This is a genomic window from Picosynechococcus sp. PCC 8807 (assembly GCF_001693295.1).
In the GTDB taxonomy this organism is placed as follows: Bacteria; Cyanobacteriota; Cyanobacteriia; order Cyanobacteriales; family MRBY01; genus MRBY01.
In genome coordinates, this window is record NZ_CP016486.1 from 1 (window position 1) to 15,538 (window position 15,538).

Annotated in this window: 18 protein-coding genes; 7 read left to right on the forward strand and 11 right to left on the reverse strand. The window is 46.0% G+C overall.

Annotation, left to right across the window (positions count from 1 at the left end):
- The 7 genes from AWQ24_RS14745 to hsdR all read left to right on the forward strand — a co-directional run bounded on the left by AWQ24_RS14745 (nucleotide 1) and on the right by hsdR (nucleotide 6,759).
- Nucleotides 1–705: a ParA family protein gene (locus AWQ24_RS14745; protein WP_065717434.1), complete on the forward strand. Its 705-nt coding sequence runs from the start codon at nucleotides 1–3 to the stop codon at nucleotides 703–705.
- Nucleotides 698–1,027 carry a hypothetical protein gene (locus AWQ24_RS14750; protein ID WP_065717435.1) on the forward strand — a complete coding sequence of 110 codons (330 nt, stop codon included), beginning with the start codon at nucleotides 698–700 and terminating at the stop codon, nucleotides 1,025–1,027. The genes AWQ24_RS14745 and AWQ24_RS14750 overlap by 8 nt, the downstream gene beginning before the upstream one ends.
- 123 nt (nucleotides 1,028–1,150) lie before the next feature.
- Nucleotides 1,151–2,599, forward strand: a complete 1,449-nt coding sequence (locus AWQ24_RS14755; RefSeq protein ID WP_065717436.1) for an N-6 DNA methylase — start codon at nucleotides 1,151–1,153, stop codon at nucleotides 2,597–2,599.
- The gene (locus AWQ24_RS14760; protein WP_065717437.1) at nucleotides 2,596–3,729 is read left to right on the forward strand and encodes a restriction endonuclease subunit S; all 1,134 of its coding nucleotides are present in this window, start codon (nucleotides 2,596–2,598) and stop codon (nucleotides 3,727–3,729) included. The genes AWQ24_RS14755 and AWQ24_RS14760 overlap by 4 nt, the downstream gene beginning before the upstream one ends.
- 40 nt (nucleotides 3,730–3,769) lie before the next feature.
- On the forward strand, nucleotides 3,770–4,069 hold the full coding sequence (locus AWQ24_RS16085; protein WP_083993582.1) for a type II toxin-antitoxin system Phd/YefM family antitoxin: 300 nt from the start codon (nucleotides 3,770–3,772) through the stop codon (nucleotides 4,067–4,069).
- On the forward strand, nucleotides 4,051–4,449 hold the full coding sequence (locus AWQ24_RS14770) for a type II toxin-antitoxin system VapC family toxin (RefSeq protein WP_065717438.1): 399 nt from the start codon (nucleotides 4,051–4,053) through the stop codon (nucleotides 4,447–4,449). The genes AWQ24_RS16085 and AWQ24_RS14770 overlap by 19 nt, the downstream gene beginning before the upstream one ends.
- A 3-nt stretch (nucleotides 4,450–4,452) precedes the next feature.
- Entirely contained in the window at nucleotides 4,453–6,759 is a 2,307-nt protein-coding gene (gene hsdR, locus AWQ24_RS14775) for an EcoAI/FtnUII family type I restriction enzme subunit R (protein WP_065717439.1), read from the forward strand.
- 231 nt (nucleotides 6,760–6,990) lie between these two features.
- Here hsdR and AWQ24_RS16090 read toward each other — a convergent pair.
- The 11 genes from AWQ24_RS16090 to AWQ24_RS14830 form a co-directional block, all read right to left on the reverse strand.
- Nucleotides 6,991–7,784, reverse strand: a protein-coding gene (locus AWQ24_RS16090) for an IS5 family transposase (RefSeq protein ID WP_157096829.1) whose coding sequence is annotated in 2 segments (ribosomal slippage) — nucleotides 6,991–7,451 and nucleotides 7,451–7,784 — 795 coding nt in all. Because the reading frame shifts where the segments join, the coding sequence is not laid out codon by codon here.
- A 39-nt stretch (nucleotides 7,785–7,823) separates the two neighbouring features.
- Nucleotides 7,824–8,669, reverse strand: a complete 846-nt coding sequence (locus tag AWQ24_RS14785; protein ID WP_065717440.1) for an Abi family protein — start codon at nucleotides 8,667–8,669, stop codon at nucleotides 7,824–7,826.
- Between the two features lie 275 nt (nucleotides 8,670–8,944).
- Nucleotides 8,945–9,517 (reverse strand): hypothetical protein, encoded by a 573-nt coding sequence (locus AWQ24_RS14790; protein ID WP_012308468.1) that lies wholly within the window; start codon nucleotides 9,515–9,517, stop codon nucleotides 8,945–8,947.
- A 177-nt stretch (nucleotides 9,518–9,694) separates the two neighbouring features.
- Nucleotides 9,695–11,083: a DEAD/DEAH box helicase gene (locus tag AWQ24_RS14795; RefSeq protein ID WP_065717441.1), complete on the reverse strand. Its 1,389-nt coding sequence runs from the start codon at nucleotides 11,081–11,083 to the stop codon at nucleotides 9,695–9,697.
- Nucleotides 11,084–11,086: 3 nt separating this feature from the next.
- Nucleotides 11,087–12,334 (reverse strand): hypothetical protein, encoded by a 1,248-nt coding sequence (locus AWQ24_RS14800; RefSeq protein ID WP_065717442.1) that lies wholly within the window; start codon nucleotides 12,332–12,334, stop codon nucleotides 11,087–11,089.
- On the reverse strand, nucleotides 12,291–13,013 hold the full coding sequence (locus tag AWQ24_RS14805; protein ID WP_065717443.1) for a hypothetical protein: 723 nt from the start codon (nucleotides 13,011–13,013) through the stop codon (nucleotides 12,291–12,293). The genes AWQ24_RS14800 and AWQ24_RS14805 overlap by 44 nt, the downstream gene beginning before the upstream one ends.
- A gap of 98 nt (nucleotides 13,014–13,111) precedes the next feature.
- A complete protein-coding gene (locus AWQ24_RS14810; protein ID WP_232318915.1) occupies nucleotides 13,112–13,264 on the reverse strand; it encodes a hypothetical protein in 153 nt (50 codons plus the stop codon).
- 428 nt (nucleotides 13,265–13,692) lie between these two features.
- Nucleotides 13,693–14,082: a type II toxin-antitoxin system VapC family toxin gene (locus AWQ24_RS14815; protein ID WP_065717445.1), complete on the reverse strand. Its 390-nt coding sequence runs from the start codon at nucleotides 14,080–14,082 to the stop codon at nucleotides 13,693–13,695.
- On the reverse strand, nucleotides 14,079–14,309 hold the full coding sequence (locus AWQ24_RS14820) for a type II toxin-antitoxin system Phd/YefM family antitoxin (RefSeq protein ID WP_041444062.1): 231 nt from the start codon (nucleotides 14,307–14,309) through the stop codon (nucleotides 14,079–14,081). Before AWQ24_RS14820 ends, AWQ24_RS14815 begins: the two co-directional genes overlap by 4 nt.
- 146 nt (nucleotides 14,310–14,455) lie before the next feature.
- Nucleotides 14,456–14,701, reverse strand: coding sequence for a hypothetical protein (locus AWQ24_RS14825; protein WP_065717446.1), 246 nt, complete (start codon nucleotides 14,699–14,701; stop codon nucleotides 14,456–14,458).
- Nucleotides 14,698–15,381, reverse strand: coding sequence for a recombinase family protein (locus tag AWQ24_RS14830; protein ID WP_065717447.1), 684 nt, complete (start codon nucleotides 15,379–15,381; stop codon nucleotides 14,698–14,700). The genes AWQ24_RS14825 and AWQ24_RS14830 overlap by 4 nt, the downstream gene beginning before the upstream one ends.
- Nucleotides 15,382–15,538: the final 157 nt, after the last annotated feature.

A 15,538-nucleotide genomic window follows, 5' to 3' on the forward strand; every position in this document is an offset into this window, starting at 1 on the left:
ATGATTATTTCTGTCTTTAATTTCAAGGGTGGAGTAGGAAAATCCACAACCGTCGCTAACCTAGGAGCAGCCCTCGCAACCCAAAAACGCAAAGTCCTAGTGATTGATCTTGATGCCCAAAGAACATTAAGTTTTTCCTTGGCAACTGAGGGCCAGCAACCAACGGTGATCGATTGGCTGAATGGTTCTGACCAAACGCTTGAAACCAGTCGCCATAATCTTCAGGCGATCGCCGGAAATTTTGAAATCCTCAACTACCCTATAACTGAGAGGTTAATGGCAAAATCCCTTAAAGGTTTAATGGGTTATGATGTAATTCTATTGGACTGTCCGCCTGCGATTAACGCGATTTCGGTAGAAGCGATTTTGAGTTGCGATCGCCTAATTATTCCCGTTGTTTCTGAGCCTGCGGTGATCAAAGGGTTAGCCGAAGCGGTGGAATTAGTTAGGGAGGAAGATCCTGATTTACCCATCGATGTTCTTCGGAGTCGTTACCGTTCGCGGTTAGTGATCACCAAGGAATATGACGCGATGCTTGCGGATGGGGCAAAAGAATTAGGGTTTAACCTACTCAAAACGACGATTCCTGAAAATGTGGCGATCGCCGAAGCGGTTTCCGCCCAAGTCTCGGTACTGGATTACGCGAAAAATAGCATCGGGGCTAAAGCCTTCAAAAAGTTAGCAAAGGAGATTCTCAATGGGTAGACTCAAACAAACCAGCTTAGGGGATAAATCTGGCTTAAGCCAAGGTAACGCCACGCCACTAGAACCACAAAGAAAAGTGAGTAAGCGTAAGGAAACAGAGGTACAAGTGCCGATCAATATCAGAATCCCTAGAGCCTCTAAACAGTGGCTTGCGGATAAGGCCCAACAGGTGAGGGATAACAATACTGATCCTGTTCCGCCAAAAGAGCGGGTTTATCCTCAGCACCTGATCAATGTGGCGATCGCCTTACTTCAGGACACAGAAATTGATTGGTCTACTGTTCGCAATATCCAAGACTTAGAGCAACAGTTAAACCTATAAAAGTATAAGAGGTTAAAGATTTTAACCTTAGTTGCCATAGCGATCGCCGTTTTGAATCTTCATAATGATTGGAGGCGTCAAAGGAGATCGGGTAATATTTCTGGGTTCCCTATTGTCCCAGCTATGTTTGAGCAGACTTTCAAAAATATTGATGATGTCCTTCGGAAGGAGGCGGGCTGCGCGACGGAGCTTGATTATGCGGAACAGATTTCATGGATTCTTTTTCTGAAATATCTGGATGATCTAGAAGGCGATCGCCAAAGTAAGGCTCTGTTAACGGGGGAGAAGTATGAACCGTTATTGGATGAGCCGTACCGCTGGAAGTCTTGGGCATATCCGAGGGATGAAAAGGGGGAGTTAATCAAAACGGCGGCGGTGGGGGACGACCTGATCGCCTTTGTGAATGGGGAGCTTTTTCCTTATTTCCGTGGGTTTAAGGACTATGCGGAACCGGGAACCTTTGGGGCAAAGATTGGGGAGATTTTTTCGGGGGTTAGCAATAAGTTTCAGAGTGGCTACAATCTCCGGGAAGTCCTCGAAAGTATTGACAAGCTTAGGTTTCAGACGCAGCAGGAAAAGCATGAACTGTCTGACCTCTACGAAACGCGCATCAACAATATGGGCAATGCGGGGCGTAATGGTGGGGAATATTACACACCTCGTCCTTTGATTCGGGCGATGATTCAGGTGATTAAGCCGCAACTGGGGGAAACGATCTACGACGGGGCTTGTGGTTCGGCGGGGTTTCTTTGTGAAGCCTATGAGTTTTTGCGTCCGTTGGTAAAGAGTGCGGCGGAATTGGAACGGCTCCAAACTCAAACGCTCTATGGTCAGGAAAAGAAGGGGTTAGCCTATATCATCGGGGTGATGAATCTGATTTTGCATGGCATCGAAGCGCCGAATATTATCCAAACGAATACGCTCACGGAAAATATTCAGGGGTTTCAGGAGAAGGATCGCCATGATGTCATCCTTGCTAATCCGCCGTTTGGGGGTAAGGAACGGGAGGAGATTAAGCAGAATTTCACCATTGCCACTGGGGAGACGGCGTTTTTGTTTCTTCAGCATTTTATTAAGAGTCTGAAGGTCGGGGGACGGGGGGCGATCGTCATTAAGAATACGTTCTTGTCGAATGCGGATAATGCGTCACGGGCGTTACGGCAGGAGCTTACGTCGTCTTGTAATCTCCATACGGTGTTGGATTGTCCGGCGAAAACGTTCCTAGGGGCGGGGGTGAAAACGGTTGTGCTGTTTTTTGAGAAGGGGACACCGACGGAAAAGATTTGGTTTTATCAGCTTGATCCGGGGCGATCGCTGGGGAAAACGAATCCGCTTAATGATGATGACCTAAAGGAATTTGTCGAGTTTCAATCAACGTTTAAAGAGTCGGAACGGTCTTGGTTTCTCGATCTGAAGGACGTTGATCTAGAGACGTTTGATTTGTCGGTAAAGAATCCGAATGCACCGGAGGAAGAGCCGTTACGGGAACCGGAGGAAATCTTGGCGGAAATTGCGGAGCTTGACCAAGAAAGTGCGGAAATTTTAGCGGCTATTGGGGAGATGTTGGCATGAAGTGGGAAGTTAAAAAGTTAAGCGAAGTTTGTACTTTACAAAGAGGCTTTGATTTACCTAAAAGATTAAGAGAAAAGGGAGAATATCCTCTGATTAGTTCTAGCGGAGAGATAGATACTCATTGTGAGGCAAAGGTAAAAAGTCCCGGTGTTGTTACAGGACGAAGTGGTAGTATTGGATCTTTATTTTTTGTAGAGGAAGACTTCTGGCCTCTAAATACAACCTTATTTGTTAAAGACTTTCACGGCAATGATCCTCGCTTTATTTTCTATCTATTAAAACATTTTGACTTAGGTCGATTTGCTACTGGGACAGGTGTTCCGACGCTTAATCGTAATCATGTGCATGATGAAAAAATAAATATTACGGCTTCTTTAGAAGAACAAAAACGGATAGTGGAGATATTGGATGAAAGCTTTGCTGGGATTGAAAGGGCAGAGGCGATCGCCCGCCAGAACCTCACCAACGCCCGCGAACTCTTCGACAAATATTTAGATCAAATTTTTTATAAGAATAAAGCTACTTGGGAAAATAAAACAATTGCTGATATCTGTGATGGCGTTGAGTATGGGTCTTCCCTGAAATCATTAAAAATAGAAACAGAAAATTCTGTACCTGTTTTGCGAATGGGAAATATTCAAAATGGCTATCTTGATTGGTCTGATTTAGTTTACACAGATAATCATGAAGAAATAGAAAAATATAACTTAAATTATAATGACGTTCTATTTAACCGAACTAACAGCGATGTTCATGTAGGAAAAACATCAATTTACAAAGGAGAAAGAAAAGCAATATTTGCGGGATATCTAATCCGCATTAATTATAAAAAACAAATAATAAATCCTGATTTTTTGAATTTCTTTTTGAATAGTAGTATCGCAAGGAATCATGGATACTCTGTTATGAGTAAAAGTGTTAATCAAGCAAATATTAATGGTACAAAACTAAAATCTTATCCTATTTATTTTCCTTCACTTGAAGAACAATCAGAAATAGTGGAAAAACTATATTGTTTAAAAACTGAAGCAAAAAGACTTGAAGAAATTTATCAACGCAAAATAGAAGCCCTTGGGGAGTTAAAACAATCCATATTACAGAAAGCCTTTAGCGGACAACTCACCCAGTAGATTGGCTAAAATGTACAAAACAGCCAAAACGTAGATTCCTATGCAGACCTACACCCTAACCGAAGTCCGCAACCACCACGGCAAAGTATTTGATCGCGCCAAACTCGAACCTGTGCTGATCACCAAACAGCAACGCCCTAGCCACGTCATCCTGTCCGCCGAAGCCTACCAAAAACTAATCGACCATCTCCACAACCCCACCGGAGAAGGGCAACCCCCCCCACAAAAATCAGAAGACGACCAACCCCGAACCCCCGGACTACTCCAAGGCAAACTCAGCGACACATTTTTTGAACCCCTACCCGAATCAGAACTACAACAATGGGAAACCGCTATCTAATCGACACCCATATCCTGTTGTGGTGGATTTTTAACGATCCAAAACTAGACCAAACCAGCCGAAAGATTATCCAGAATCCCCAAAACAAAATCCTTGTCAGTAGTGCCACCGCATGGGAAATAGCGACAAAAAACCGGATCGGCAAACTCCCAGAAGCAACGGAACTCCTAGAAAACTACCCAGAAATCCTCAAACAAGCCCGCTTTCTCGAACTCAGTATCAGCACCGCCCACGCCCTGAGAGCCGGATTATTACCCATAAACCATCGAGATCCCTTTGACCGGATGATCATGGCACAAAGCGAACTCGAACAAATTCCCGTCATCACCCATGACCCCGCCTTCCAAACAGGATTAATAACGGTTATTCCCGCCCCCTAGACCATGAACGAAGCCGAAACCAGAGCCGAACTGATCGACCCCGCCCTAAAAGCCGCAGGCTGGGGAGAAATTCCAGAAAGTCGCATCAGAAGAGAAGTCATCGCCCCCGGTCGATTAGTCGGTTCCGGTAAACGTAGCCCATCCAAAGCCTGCGATTATGTCCTGGTCTATAGAAATCAAAAATTAGCCGCCCTCGAAGCCAAAAAGCGCGATCTACACCCCACCGAAGGACTCGGACAAGCAAAAGATTATGCAGAACGATTAAAAACTCTCTTTGCCCTCTGCACCAACGGCGAAAAAATCTATCAAGTCGATCTGAGAACAGGTGAAGAAAAATATATCGACCGCTACCCCACCCCCACCGAACTCTGGGAACTCACCTACCCGACGAATAATGATTGGCGAAATAGATTTGCCGCAATTCCCTTTGAAGACAAACAGGGCACATGGGAAGCCCGCTACTACCAACACAATGCCATCGAAGCAGTCCTCGAAGCCATTAGCCAAGGCAAAAACCGGATGTTGCTGACCCTCGCCACTGGAACCGGGAAAACCTTCATTGCCTTCCAGCTTGCCTGGAAACTTTTTCAGGCGAAATGGAACATCAGCGGCGAACCGACCCACCGCCCCCGCATTCTCTTCCTCGCAGACCGGAATATATTAGCGAACCAAGCCTTTAACGCCTTCGGAGCCTTTGATGATGATGCTTTGGTGCGTATAGATCCCAAGGAAATCAAGAAAAAAGGCAAAGTCCCAAAAAATGGCAGCCTGTTTTTTACCATCTTCCAAACCTTCATGACAACAAAAGGGGATGAAGATTTTGCCCATTTCTATGATTATGCCCCCGACTTTTTTGACTTCATCATCATCGATGAATGCCACCGGGGGGGCGCTAACGACGAAAGCACCTGGCGGAAAATCCTCGAATACTTCTCCCCCGCCGTCCAACTTGGCTTAACCGCGACCCCCAAACGGGATGTGAATGGCGATACGTATCAATATTTTGGCGAACCCCTCTACACCTATTCCCTCAAGGAAGGCATTAACGATGGCTACCTAACACCCTTCAAAGTGGTGCAATTTACCACCACCCTCGATGAATATCTCTATGACCCCGACGACGACGTAATCGAAGGGGAGATTGATGGCGATCGAATCTATGAAGAGAAAGACTTTAACCGCATTATCGAGATGGAAGAGCGGGAAAAACAGCGGGTACAGCTCTTCATGGAAGCCATAAACCAGAACGAAAAAACCTTGGTTTTCTGTGCCACCCAAGACCATGCCCTAGCCGTGCGGGATCTCATTAACCAGATGAAAATCAGCACCGACCCAAATTATTGCGTTAGGGTCACAGCGAACGATGGCAGCATTGGTGAAACTAACCTAAAAACCTTTCAGGACAACGAAAAAGCGATTCCCACTATTCTCACCACCTCCAGAAAACTGTCTACTGGTGTCGATGCCCGTAACGTCCGCAACATCGTTCTGCTGCGCCCGATCAACTCCATGATCGAGTTTAAGCAGATTATCGGGCGGGGGACTCGACTTTTCGATAATAAGGACTATTTCACCATCTATGATTTCGTCAGAGCCTACGAGCATTTCAACGATGATGAATGGGACGGCGAACCCACTGAACCCGTCGCCATTGACCCAAAACCGCGCAAAGAACGGGAAAAAATTGATCTCGATCTGGAGGATGAACCAGAGGAAAACCGCAAACCGCAAAAAATCAGAGTCAAGTTAGCCGATGGGAAGGAACGGGAACTATTCCACACTCAAACCACCACTTTCTGGAGTGAAGACGGTAAGCCCATGTCCGCCCAAGAATTTATCGAAAAGCTATTTGGCGAACTCCCCGACCTCTTCAAGGATGAAGCCGAACTACGCACCATCTGGGGGAAACCCGATACCCGTAAATCGTTCCTGACCGGACTCGCGGAAAAAGGCTACGGTGACACCCAACTAAAGGCGATCGCCCGCATTGCCGAAGCGGAAAAAAGTGATGTCTATGATGTCCTGACTTGGGTTGCCTACAACACCAAACCCATTAGCAGAGAAGAGCGAGTAATTAAGCATCGAGATCTGATTTTCTCGAAGTACACCGGAAAGCAGCAAGAATTTTTAGATTTTGTCCTAGACCAATACATTCGAGAAGGAGTGGAGGAACTTGATCGGGGGAAACTGCCTACCCTCATCGAAATCAAATACCAAACCGTTAATGAAGGTTTAGTGATCTTGGGTCAGGATATCGGTCAAGTATTCGCAGATTTTCAGGCGGATTTATATACCGAAGATGTGGCATAAAAAAGGACGGCGATCGCCGGGGGCGTTGCCTGCCTTGAACGAGAAAGAGTTATGACAAATTAAAATTCTGACTCTTAGATTATTTCCAGAGAGGCTGATTTTCCCAATCTTTGGGAAAGCCTAAGTTTTTAGATTCTATTTCTGGATACATCTCAAAAGTTCTTTTTAAATGCTGTGCAAAATTATGCTCTGGTTTAATTCTGTCTAAGAGCCTATCTATAAAGTAAATCTTTAGGTAACCAATCGCCGTAGCATTAAGCGAGTCATGCAAGCATAAATTGCCGCCTCCGATACTTCGGGGAATTTTTCATATTCCTTACTCAGACGACGATACCAATTCAACCACCCAAATGTTCGCTCCACAATCCACCGTTTTGGTAGCATCTGAAATTCTCGCCCCTCTCTTTTGATTACTTCTACTGTCGCCTGTATCATCAGCCAAATCCCCAGTCCAAAGACCTCGCCACGATATCCGGCGTCGACCCACATTAATTTCACTCTCTCTAACAACTTTGGCTGTGTTTCTAATAACTCCATCACCGCCGCCTTTGCTAAGGTTCGTTCTGAGGCATTCCCCTCTGCCACCATGGCTTTATAGACCAGACCTAAGCTATCCACCAACAGGCCCCGGCATCTTCCCTTTACTCTTTTGCCTCCATGGAAGCCAAATACCTCCCCCTTTTTTCCGTCGTTTTTATCGACTGAGCATCTACGATTAACACACTTGGTTGTACTGATTTACCTACTTGTTGTCGACATAGGCCGCGCAGAGCATGGTTAATGCTTTCCCATACCCCTTTCCTTTGCCATTTTCGATAGTAGTAGTACACCGTTGGGGAGGGCGGGAAATCCTTTGGTAAATATTGCCACTGACAGCCTGTTTTGAGGAGATAAAAGATACCATTGCAAACCCGTCTCATGTCAGTAGTCCGAGGATGACCACCGGGTTTGGCGGGGGGAATCAAGGGTTGGATTAAGGCCCATTCTGCATCGCTCAGGTCGCTAGGATAGACTTTATCTGTCATGGGTCAAAGCCTCACCACAACGCTCAGTTACCAACCAATCTAGCCTCTATCTTTTCCAATTTTCATCTTTTTTATCTTTACTTTATAAATACCCTCTAAGAGATACTGAATACAACATAAGCCAGTGAAAATTTTACGGCTGTTTCTTTGATTAATATCCTCCAATACTTCTCTAGAGAGCCATTTTCCTTTTAACCTATCAGGCAATTTAGGTGATTCTCCTAGCTGTATATTCCAGAGCCTTGAATGATGAGCGCAAATATTTCTAATATGCGACAAAGACCGTAACCAAGATATAAAAAACTTGTTAGGTAATTGGAAATGAGTATGTATTTTTTGTCGTGTCTTAGATGGTAATAAATTTGTGTACATTCTAGATAACTGCCCAAAGGCGATTATCTCCAAAGCCATATATGACGGCGGTAGTAGAGGATTTGTGTACTTGTTTCGATAATGCCCGATAAATTCTTCTACTTTTTTAGATTGGCAATATTGAGTAATCGAATCGATTAATTCTTGATGCTTCCCAGTGTCATAAAATAAACTTTTATTCAGATACCAATGAGGATCATAATCATGGGAGTAGTGATAAATCATTTGAGTTCTGACTGCTACTTCTATCGACTCCGTAGCATTAAAAATAAGCATTCTCAAGGATTTATCAAACTTGTATAGATTTAAAACCGCTTCAAAGGTTGCATCTGGTACATATTGATGATCGGATGAGTCTATTTCCTGAAAAAAGTGTAGATATGCACTGAGGCGATAGTAACTAATACGCTGTAATGTCTGTTCTGCAAAATCTAAATCTTTAATGATTAAACCGCGAGACTGGAGTAAATTAATCTGCTCTTGAAACGTTAAAGGCGGTTTATTGTACTGCATTAAAACGGATAAAAACTGGAAAATCTGCCAATTGGCACTTCCGTGAGAGGTGTGGCAGATATGTTACCTATATTCTAGCGGGTCTTGATCTTGTAGACAATTTTCCCTCAGAAGGGTGACAGTCACATCAAAATTCAGATTTTCACATTTGCAAAAGCCAGTCAGATTTTGAGGTTCTGATGTATAAAAAGTAACCCGCCTATTTGAGGTGCTTAGAGCATAGCCTTGGCAGGTTTTGTTAATTTGAGCGTAGCGTCTGAGGTTTCGGCAGTCAATCACCCTGTTAGCGGCGCAATCGTTTCAATAGTTTGGGGAGTAGAACCGTTCCGGCGATCGCGTTGTTTTTCCAGATAAGCCAGTCCTTTTTCAATAATCCGGTTGAGATGACCCTCCTCACGTTGCAGCCGGAGCTGTTGTTTATCCCTTTCAATAATTCTTGAGGTTTCTGAGATCATGGCTGATCGCTGCTGTCTCAATGGCTTAATTTGTTTGGCGATCGCCGGGGTTGGTTCCGGTGGTTTAGGATTTATTGACTCCAAAAGTAAATCAAGATCGCTAGGCGGTGCGGGCGGTTCGAGACTGGCAATTTGACCATCTAATTTCTGGATTTGAATAATGGCACTTTCCGCTCGCCACAAGCGATGCAGTCTCACCCGTGCCATGGTGATTTGCTCGATTTGGATTTCTTCGGTCATCGTCTGTGGTTCAAATTCCGCAATCAGACCTGCTTTTGTTGCTTCATAAAGCGCGAAATCATCATTATCTGTTGTGGGAGGTTTAGAGCTATAAATGCCATGCTTAGTCGCATTTTTGGCACTGATTGATTTTCCGGGGGCGGTGCTTGCCATGAAAAAATCCGAAACGAACTGTTTTTTTATTGTATCCATCACTTAAAGTAATCGGTACAGAGGCGATCGCCCCATCGTTGGATCGTGCTTTTTAGTGTCTTTTGGTGCCTTGGTAAAAATAAAAAAATACTTTGTTGTCCTTTTTGGTACATCGTTTTTTTTGTGACCACTGCTGACCTAAGCCACATCCTGACCCCGGTATTTTTGCCACTGATACCAAGCCCACCCCGGCTTATACCCAAGGGCGATCGCCGCTACTTTCCAGACTTCCAATGGTGGTGACAGCTCACCCAATCGGTAGCCGACCCATCCTTTCTGGTAGTCCATGGTTTCCCTTTCGGCCAATATTTCATCAAGTCGAGCTTTCCAGAAGCCATCGACATCAGGGGCGATCGCCACAGTGCCGGGGATAATCTCACGGGTCGTCACATTCGTCTGAATGACCTCTACTGGTTCCCATTCAACGATTTCCCCATCGGGCTTTTTGACTAATCGTTTCGCCCGCTTGGGTTTTGCCACCCCTTCTAAAGACCATTGGCGATCGTCACAGGGTAGACCGTGCATTTCCCAGTTGCCGCTATGGTCAATGATTAGGGCTTCGGTTTTTCCCGGTGCGGGCCTTAGCACCCGTCCCACCATCTGAAGAAATAAGCCAAGGGATTTTGTCGGGCGGGCCATCTGTAGAGCTTCCACTGCTGGGATGTCAGTTCCCTCGGTAAATAAGCCCACATTGCAGACCACCTTAATTTCCCCGGCTTGGAAAGACTCCAGGGCGGCCTTGCGGATATGTTGGGGTGTTTCCCCATCGAGGTGAATTGAGGGTATCCCAGCGGCTTGATACATGGCGGTGGTGGCTTTGGAATAGTCTCGATCAATAGCGAAAACCAGACATCTCATCCCGTCGCAATGTTGAAAATAGCTGCTCACTAAATCAGCGGCCAATGACTTTGAAGTGTAATCACCCCGGCGTACCTTGGCACCTTTAACGACCATTGATTTTTCGGCGGCAAGGTAGCGATACCGGGAAAGGTGGCCCGCTTCAATGAGCTGCTTAATCGTTGGGCCTGTGACCATGTGGCTGAATAAATCATCCAAGCCCGCTCCATCACCCCGGCAGGGCGTAGCGGTGAATCCTAGGACATAAGCTTTCTCGAAGTGGTCAAGGATTTTTCTGTAGGTGTTAGCGGTGGTGTGATGGCATTCATCCACAATGATCGCCCCAAATCTATCAGGGGAATATTTATGCAGTCGCCTCACTAGACTTTGAACTGATGCTGATTGGATGAGGCGATCGTCATTGTCGGGATAGCCAGCTTTGATGATTCCTACTGGTTGCCCTGAGACAGCCGCCAATTTATCCGCACCCTGGTTCACCAATTCGTCATGATGGGAAAGTAAACAGACATTTTCACCACGACTGACAAACTCATTGGCAATCGCCGAAAGGATGATAGTTTTGCCGCCCCCCGTTGGGAGTTGGCCCACTACGCTGTCATGTTGGGCAAGACTTCCGAGGATCTCACTGACCATTTGAGCTTGATAGGGGCGTAGTTGAAATTTACTCATGACTTAACCTCCTAACATCGCCTTAAACCGCTGGAAAGTAGCCTTACGCTTCATCCTTTTAGCTTCCTTAAATTCGTCCGTTGTGAGCTTTGGTGGTAAGGGACGATCGCCTTCTGGCACTGAGGGGAAAGATTTAAGCCAGTCGAGAAGGCTGTAAATGGTTTCAGCGTCGCACCGATTAAGTTCTCCGATCGCCTGTTCAATGCCTAGGTAGTCCGTGCAATAAGCGACCCGCACCATCTCGGAGAACGCAGACTGAATCAAACGAGGGATATCCAAGTAGCTGAGATTATCTGGTATCCAGCAGTCATGGGCGATCGCCTGTTCCCGGAACCCAAGGAAAGTTATCGGCTTCGGAGGTGGTGGCGGTTGTGCGTCGCAGTCAAACGGATTCCAATCAGCACCCAACGCAGACGTAGCGCAAAAAACGCTATGTATATATTTGCTATCAATGGGGTGTGTACTTTTTTTAGAGCCATTGGTATCTGGTGTTTCTGGCTCTTCTGGATTGATCAATTTTTCAGCCAGATCCTTGAGCGATTCCCAGCATTTTTGGATAGTGGTTTTACTGCCTTTCACCTGCTTTAACAGGGCATCGATCACCGCTGTTTTGTTAGGGAAGCTGAACCCATTTTTCACCATGCCAGTGAGACCACGACGGAAGCGATCAACGGCTTTCTGGTGTCTAGCCTCATTGGTTGGATTGATCGGTGCTACTGGCTCTGCTACTTCTGTTCCATTGGCTTTCTTGGATTGGCGATCGCCACAGTAGTAATAAGGTTTTGTATAGGTGGTTCCGGCCCATGCCCTGCAAACTTGATCGATGTCATTGGCGACCCGTGGGGAATGATCGGAATGCTCATAAAAACCAGGGAGAGCGGTGGCGATCGCCTCTACCTTTTGGGCTAGGTCGTCAGCGGTGGCTGTAAAAACAAAAATACGAGTCAATCGGCACAAGTGTTTAATGATCGCTTGGGTTTCGTCTGGGCCTTGCCATCCCCTTTTCTTTAATGCGTTGTAGTGGGCTTTCATGGTGGCTAGGCTAGGGGTTTCGTCCTGATAGTCGTTTTCCCTACAGTCACGCCCTAGGATGTCGAGAATGTCGCCTTCAATGGCCTCGCCGTTGGCTCTAATGGGTTCTGCTTTGAGTGGAGACGTATCGCCATTGAAATCTTCGCACTCCATGGCGGCAATCTCCCACAACAATTCAGCGTCTCGGTAATGGGCGATCGCTGCGTCCAGCGTCTCCATATCCTGCTGAGACTCGCACCATTCCCAGTGATGGACGAAAATCTTTTAATGATTCGCCAATGGGTTCTAAATCTTCATTTAGAACAAAAAACCCTGTCCCTGGCTGACACGGTAGCCGGAAAGCGTTGTAGTCAGGCAGCCCATGATACTGGCCCTTGGGGTATGCCGTCCCTGGCTTAGTCCAAGTTTTTTGATTGGGGAAAATTTCTAATTGCCCTGGCTTAAGCTCAAAGCCTGCATCTTCTAGAGCGCCTTTAATGGTTCGGGCGATTGCAAATGAACCGCGCTTCTTAGGCAATGGGCCATAGATGTGGATGCCACCACTATGGCTGCTCTGACAAATGATTGTCCCCGCGATGCCAATAGCCTCCAAGGATTCCTTGATAGCGGCGATCACCTCTGGGGTGCGGTACTGGGAACCAGCATCAACATCAAGGGCAAAAAACCACGTTTCCTTGGGGAAGCGTTGGGCGATAACTTCTGTTGGTGATCGCCAATAACTGATCGCTTGCTGTCTGGTGATTGTTCTGCCAAGGGTAGAATATTTCCCCCTCACCCTGATCGCAGGGGCGGAACGATGGGGGAAAGTTGCCGCTAGCCATTCGATATTGGAAAGATAACTTAGGGTAAAATTGGGGGTATCGACAGAAACCCTAGGCTGTAATACAATTTTTGCCATAATAGAAACAAGTCGGCCCCCATTTTTGTGGGAGTCGGTTGTGAATAGAACTTTGATGAAACCCCCAAACTTTGGTCGGAGCGGGGGTTTTGTCGTATCTATGCGGCGGTTGGGCCATCATTCTTGAGAGCCTCCGCATAAAGTTTTCGGGATAGCTGGCTAACATTCGTCCCATGCTCATGGGCATAGGCGGCGATCGCCTTGTGCTGGCTTGGCTCGATTTTGATCGAGACGACTTTATATCTTGCCATAGTGTAAACCTTAAGACCTTCCCTTATAGTAATACCCACTATTTAAAAAGGCAACATTTTTTTGGTTCCTTTTTAACATCTTTTAGCCCTCAAAAAGGAGAGTGATTCTAGCTTACCCTCCATTAAAAATTCATTAGCTACTAACAATTAACGGTTTATGGTGGATGACGCAACCCCATGGCCTATCTGTATCCTGGCCTATCCTTGCTACTATGCCATATACTTTTTACCCATCGACTTACCCATTTTTCACCCCATGTTTCCAATGTGTAAATGAATTAGTTTGAGGTAAAAAATTCCGGCAATATTACCGGAACAAAAAGTTAATGGTCGGCTCATTGCTTTGTCCCACCTCAGTAATAAGCTGCTGAAAATCAGGGGATAGCTATTTTAAGCCGTTGTCTCCCAATACCTTGGGGTGATCGCCCTTAGCTGAGGGTCGTTAGCTGCTCTGATGCCGTTAAATTCCTGTCTACAGTCGCCAAAACCAAGTCATAGTAAAGGGCCGTGGCGGCAATGAAGCGATCCGCCGGGTCTTGATGGGGTAACTGGATTGTTCGACTGAGGATCGCAATATCGTTATTAAGGGTAGCTTCCCTCACCTCCAAAACCTTGAGGGCATCGCTAATCCACTGTTGAGGCGGTACACCAAGATTGATTTTCCCTTTCTCAGCCAGCATTAGCGTTTCCCAAATACTAATGGGACTTAGCCAGATTTGAACTTTTGGATCTTCAATCTTGCCTTGAAGTTCAACAGAAAGGCGATCGCTTCCCTGTAAATACCAAAGCCAAATATGGGTGTCTAGCAATAGCCTCATTGCAAAACTTCCCAAGCCGACTCAGGGACAGCCGGGGCAACAATATCGTCAAGAATCTGAATCGTTTCTTTCATGCAGCCAAAAGCCGCCCGTTTTTTCTGTGGCGTAGGCGAAAGGATTGCGAGTGGGGTTCCCTCATCGGTGATGATGATCGACTCATTGCTTTGTCCCATCTCAGTAATAAGCCGCTGAAAGTCAGGGGATAGCTGCTTTAAGGTAATTTCCATAGCCAAGGACTTGAGGTGATATTTCTAAAATAGCCCGTACCGCTGATATCTGGATAAACTGGACAGGCGATCGCCCAAAGACCATACGACTTTTCTGACAACATCGCGGGCGCGTGAGGGAGACATTTATAAGAAACGTCCCTCCTTTATAAATCTGAGCTTAAAGCCAAGATGACACATCCCCTAACCCGATCATCTAACTTCTGGCAGTAGGCGATCGCCCTTGGGACATCATCAATAATTTCTTCTAAGTCCTGCATCGCCCTGATGACTGTAGTGAGATTGTTCACCGATGCCCCCTCCCATTGGGCCAAAAGGAAACGCCGGGATAGAGCATGGTTCACTGCATCCCGACCAAATAGGCTATTCAGTTCTGCTTTATCTCTGTTCATCCTGCATCCTGTAACCGCTCTTCTCTTTTGATGATGTTGCTCACTGTCATTGGATGCCACCGCCCGCCCCGTTGGGTTTTAATGCCCTCAGAGTTGAGATGATCGGCGATCGCCTGTAGAGTTTTGCCCTCACCTCGGAGCTGCTGGATTAGCTCGACTGTCTTATGTTCCTTGGCTTTGGTGAGTTTTTTTGCAGTGACTTTGTACCCAAAACCTACGCCCCCGATATGCTCGCCTTGGGACTTCTTATGCTGTAAGGCTGCACTGGTACGCTCTCCGATGGTTTCTCTCTCCCATTGGGCCACACTCATCAAGACATTGAGAACTAAGCGGCCGGAAGCGGTACGGGTGTCCACTTGTTCACTGACTGACATTAGGGAGAATTTATCAGCAAAGTAGTTTTCCAGAAGCCAGTCTAAATCTTTAACAGAACGGGTGAGGCGATCTAACTTAACAATCACCATGGCCTCCACTTCTCCACTGTCGAGCATCCCTAATGCTTTCTGTAAGCCGGGGCGATCTAGACTTTTTGCAGACTGTCCAGCATCGATGATGATGTCTACCAGTTCAATGTCGTACAACCCGGCATAGGCTTCTAACTTGGCTTTCTGAGCATCTAGGCTTACGCCTTGGGTGGCTTGCTCTTCAGTTGAGACTCTGATGTATCCGATCGCTTTCATGGCTTGATTTAATGGTTTTATTCCTAAAAGAAATAATATCATAAACATATAAAGGTTTAATACCTTAATTTAATTAATTGATATTTAAGCTTTTGAAATGCTTGTATCCTAGCGATATGAGCAAAGACCCATAAAGGCTTAATACCTTAATTCTTTC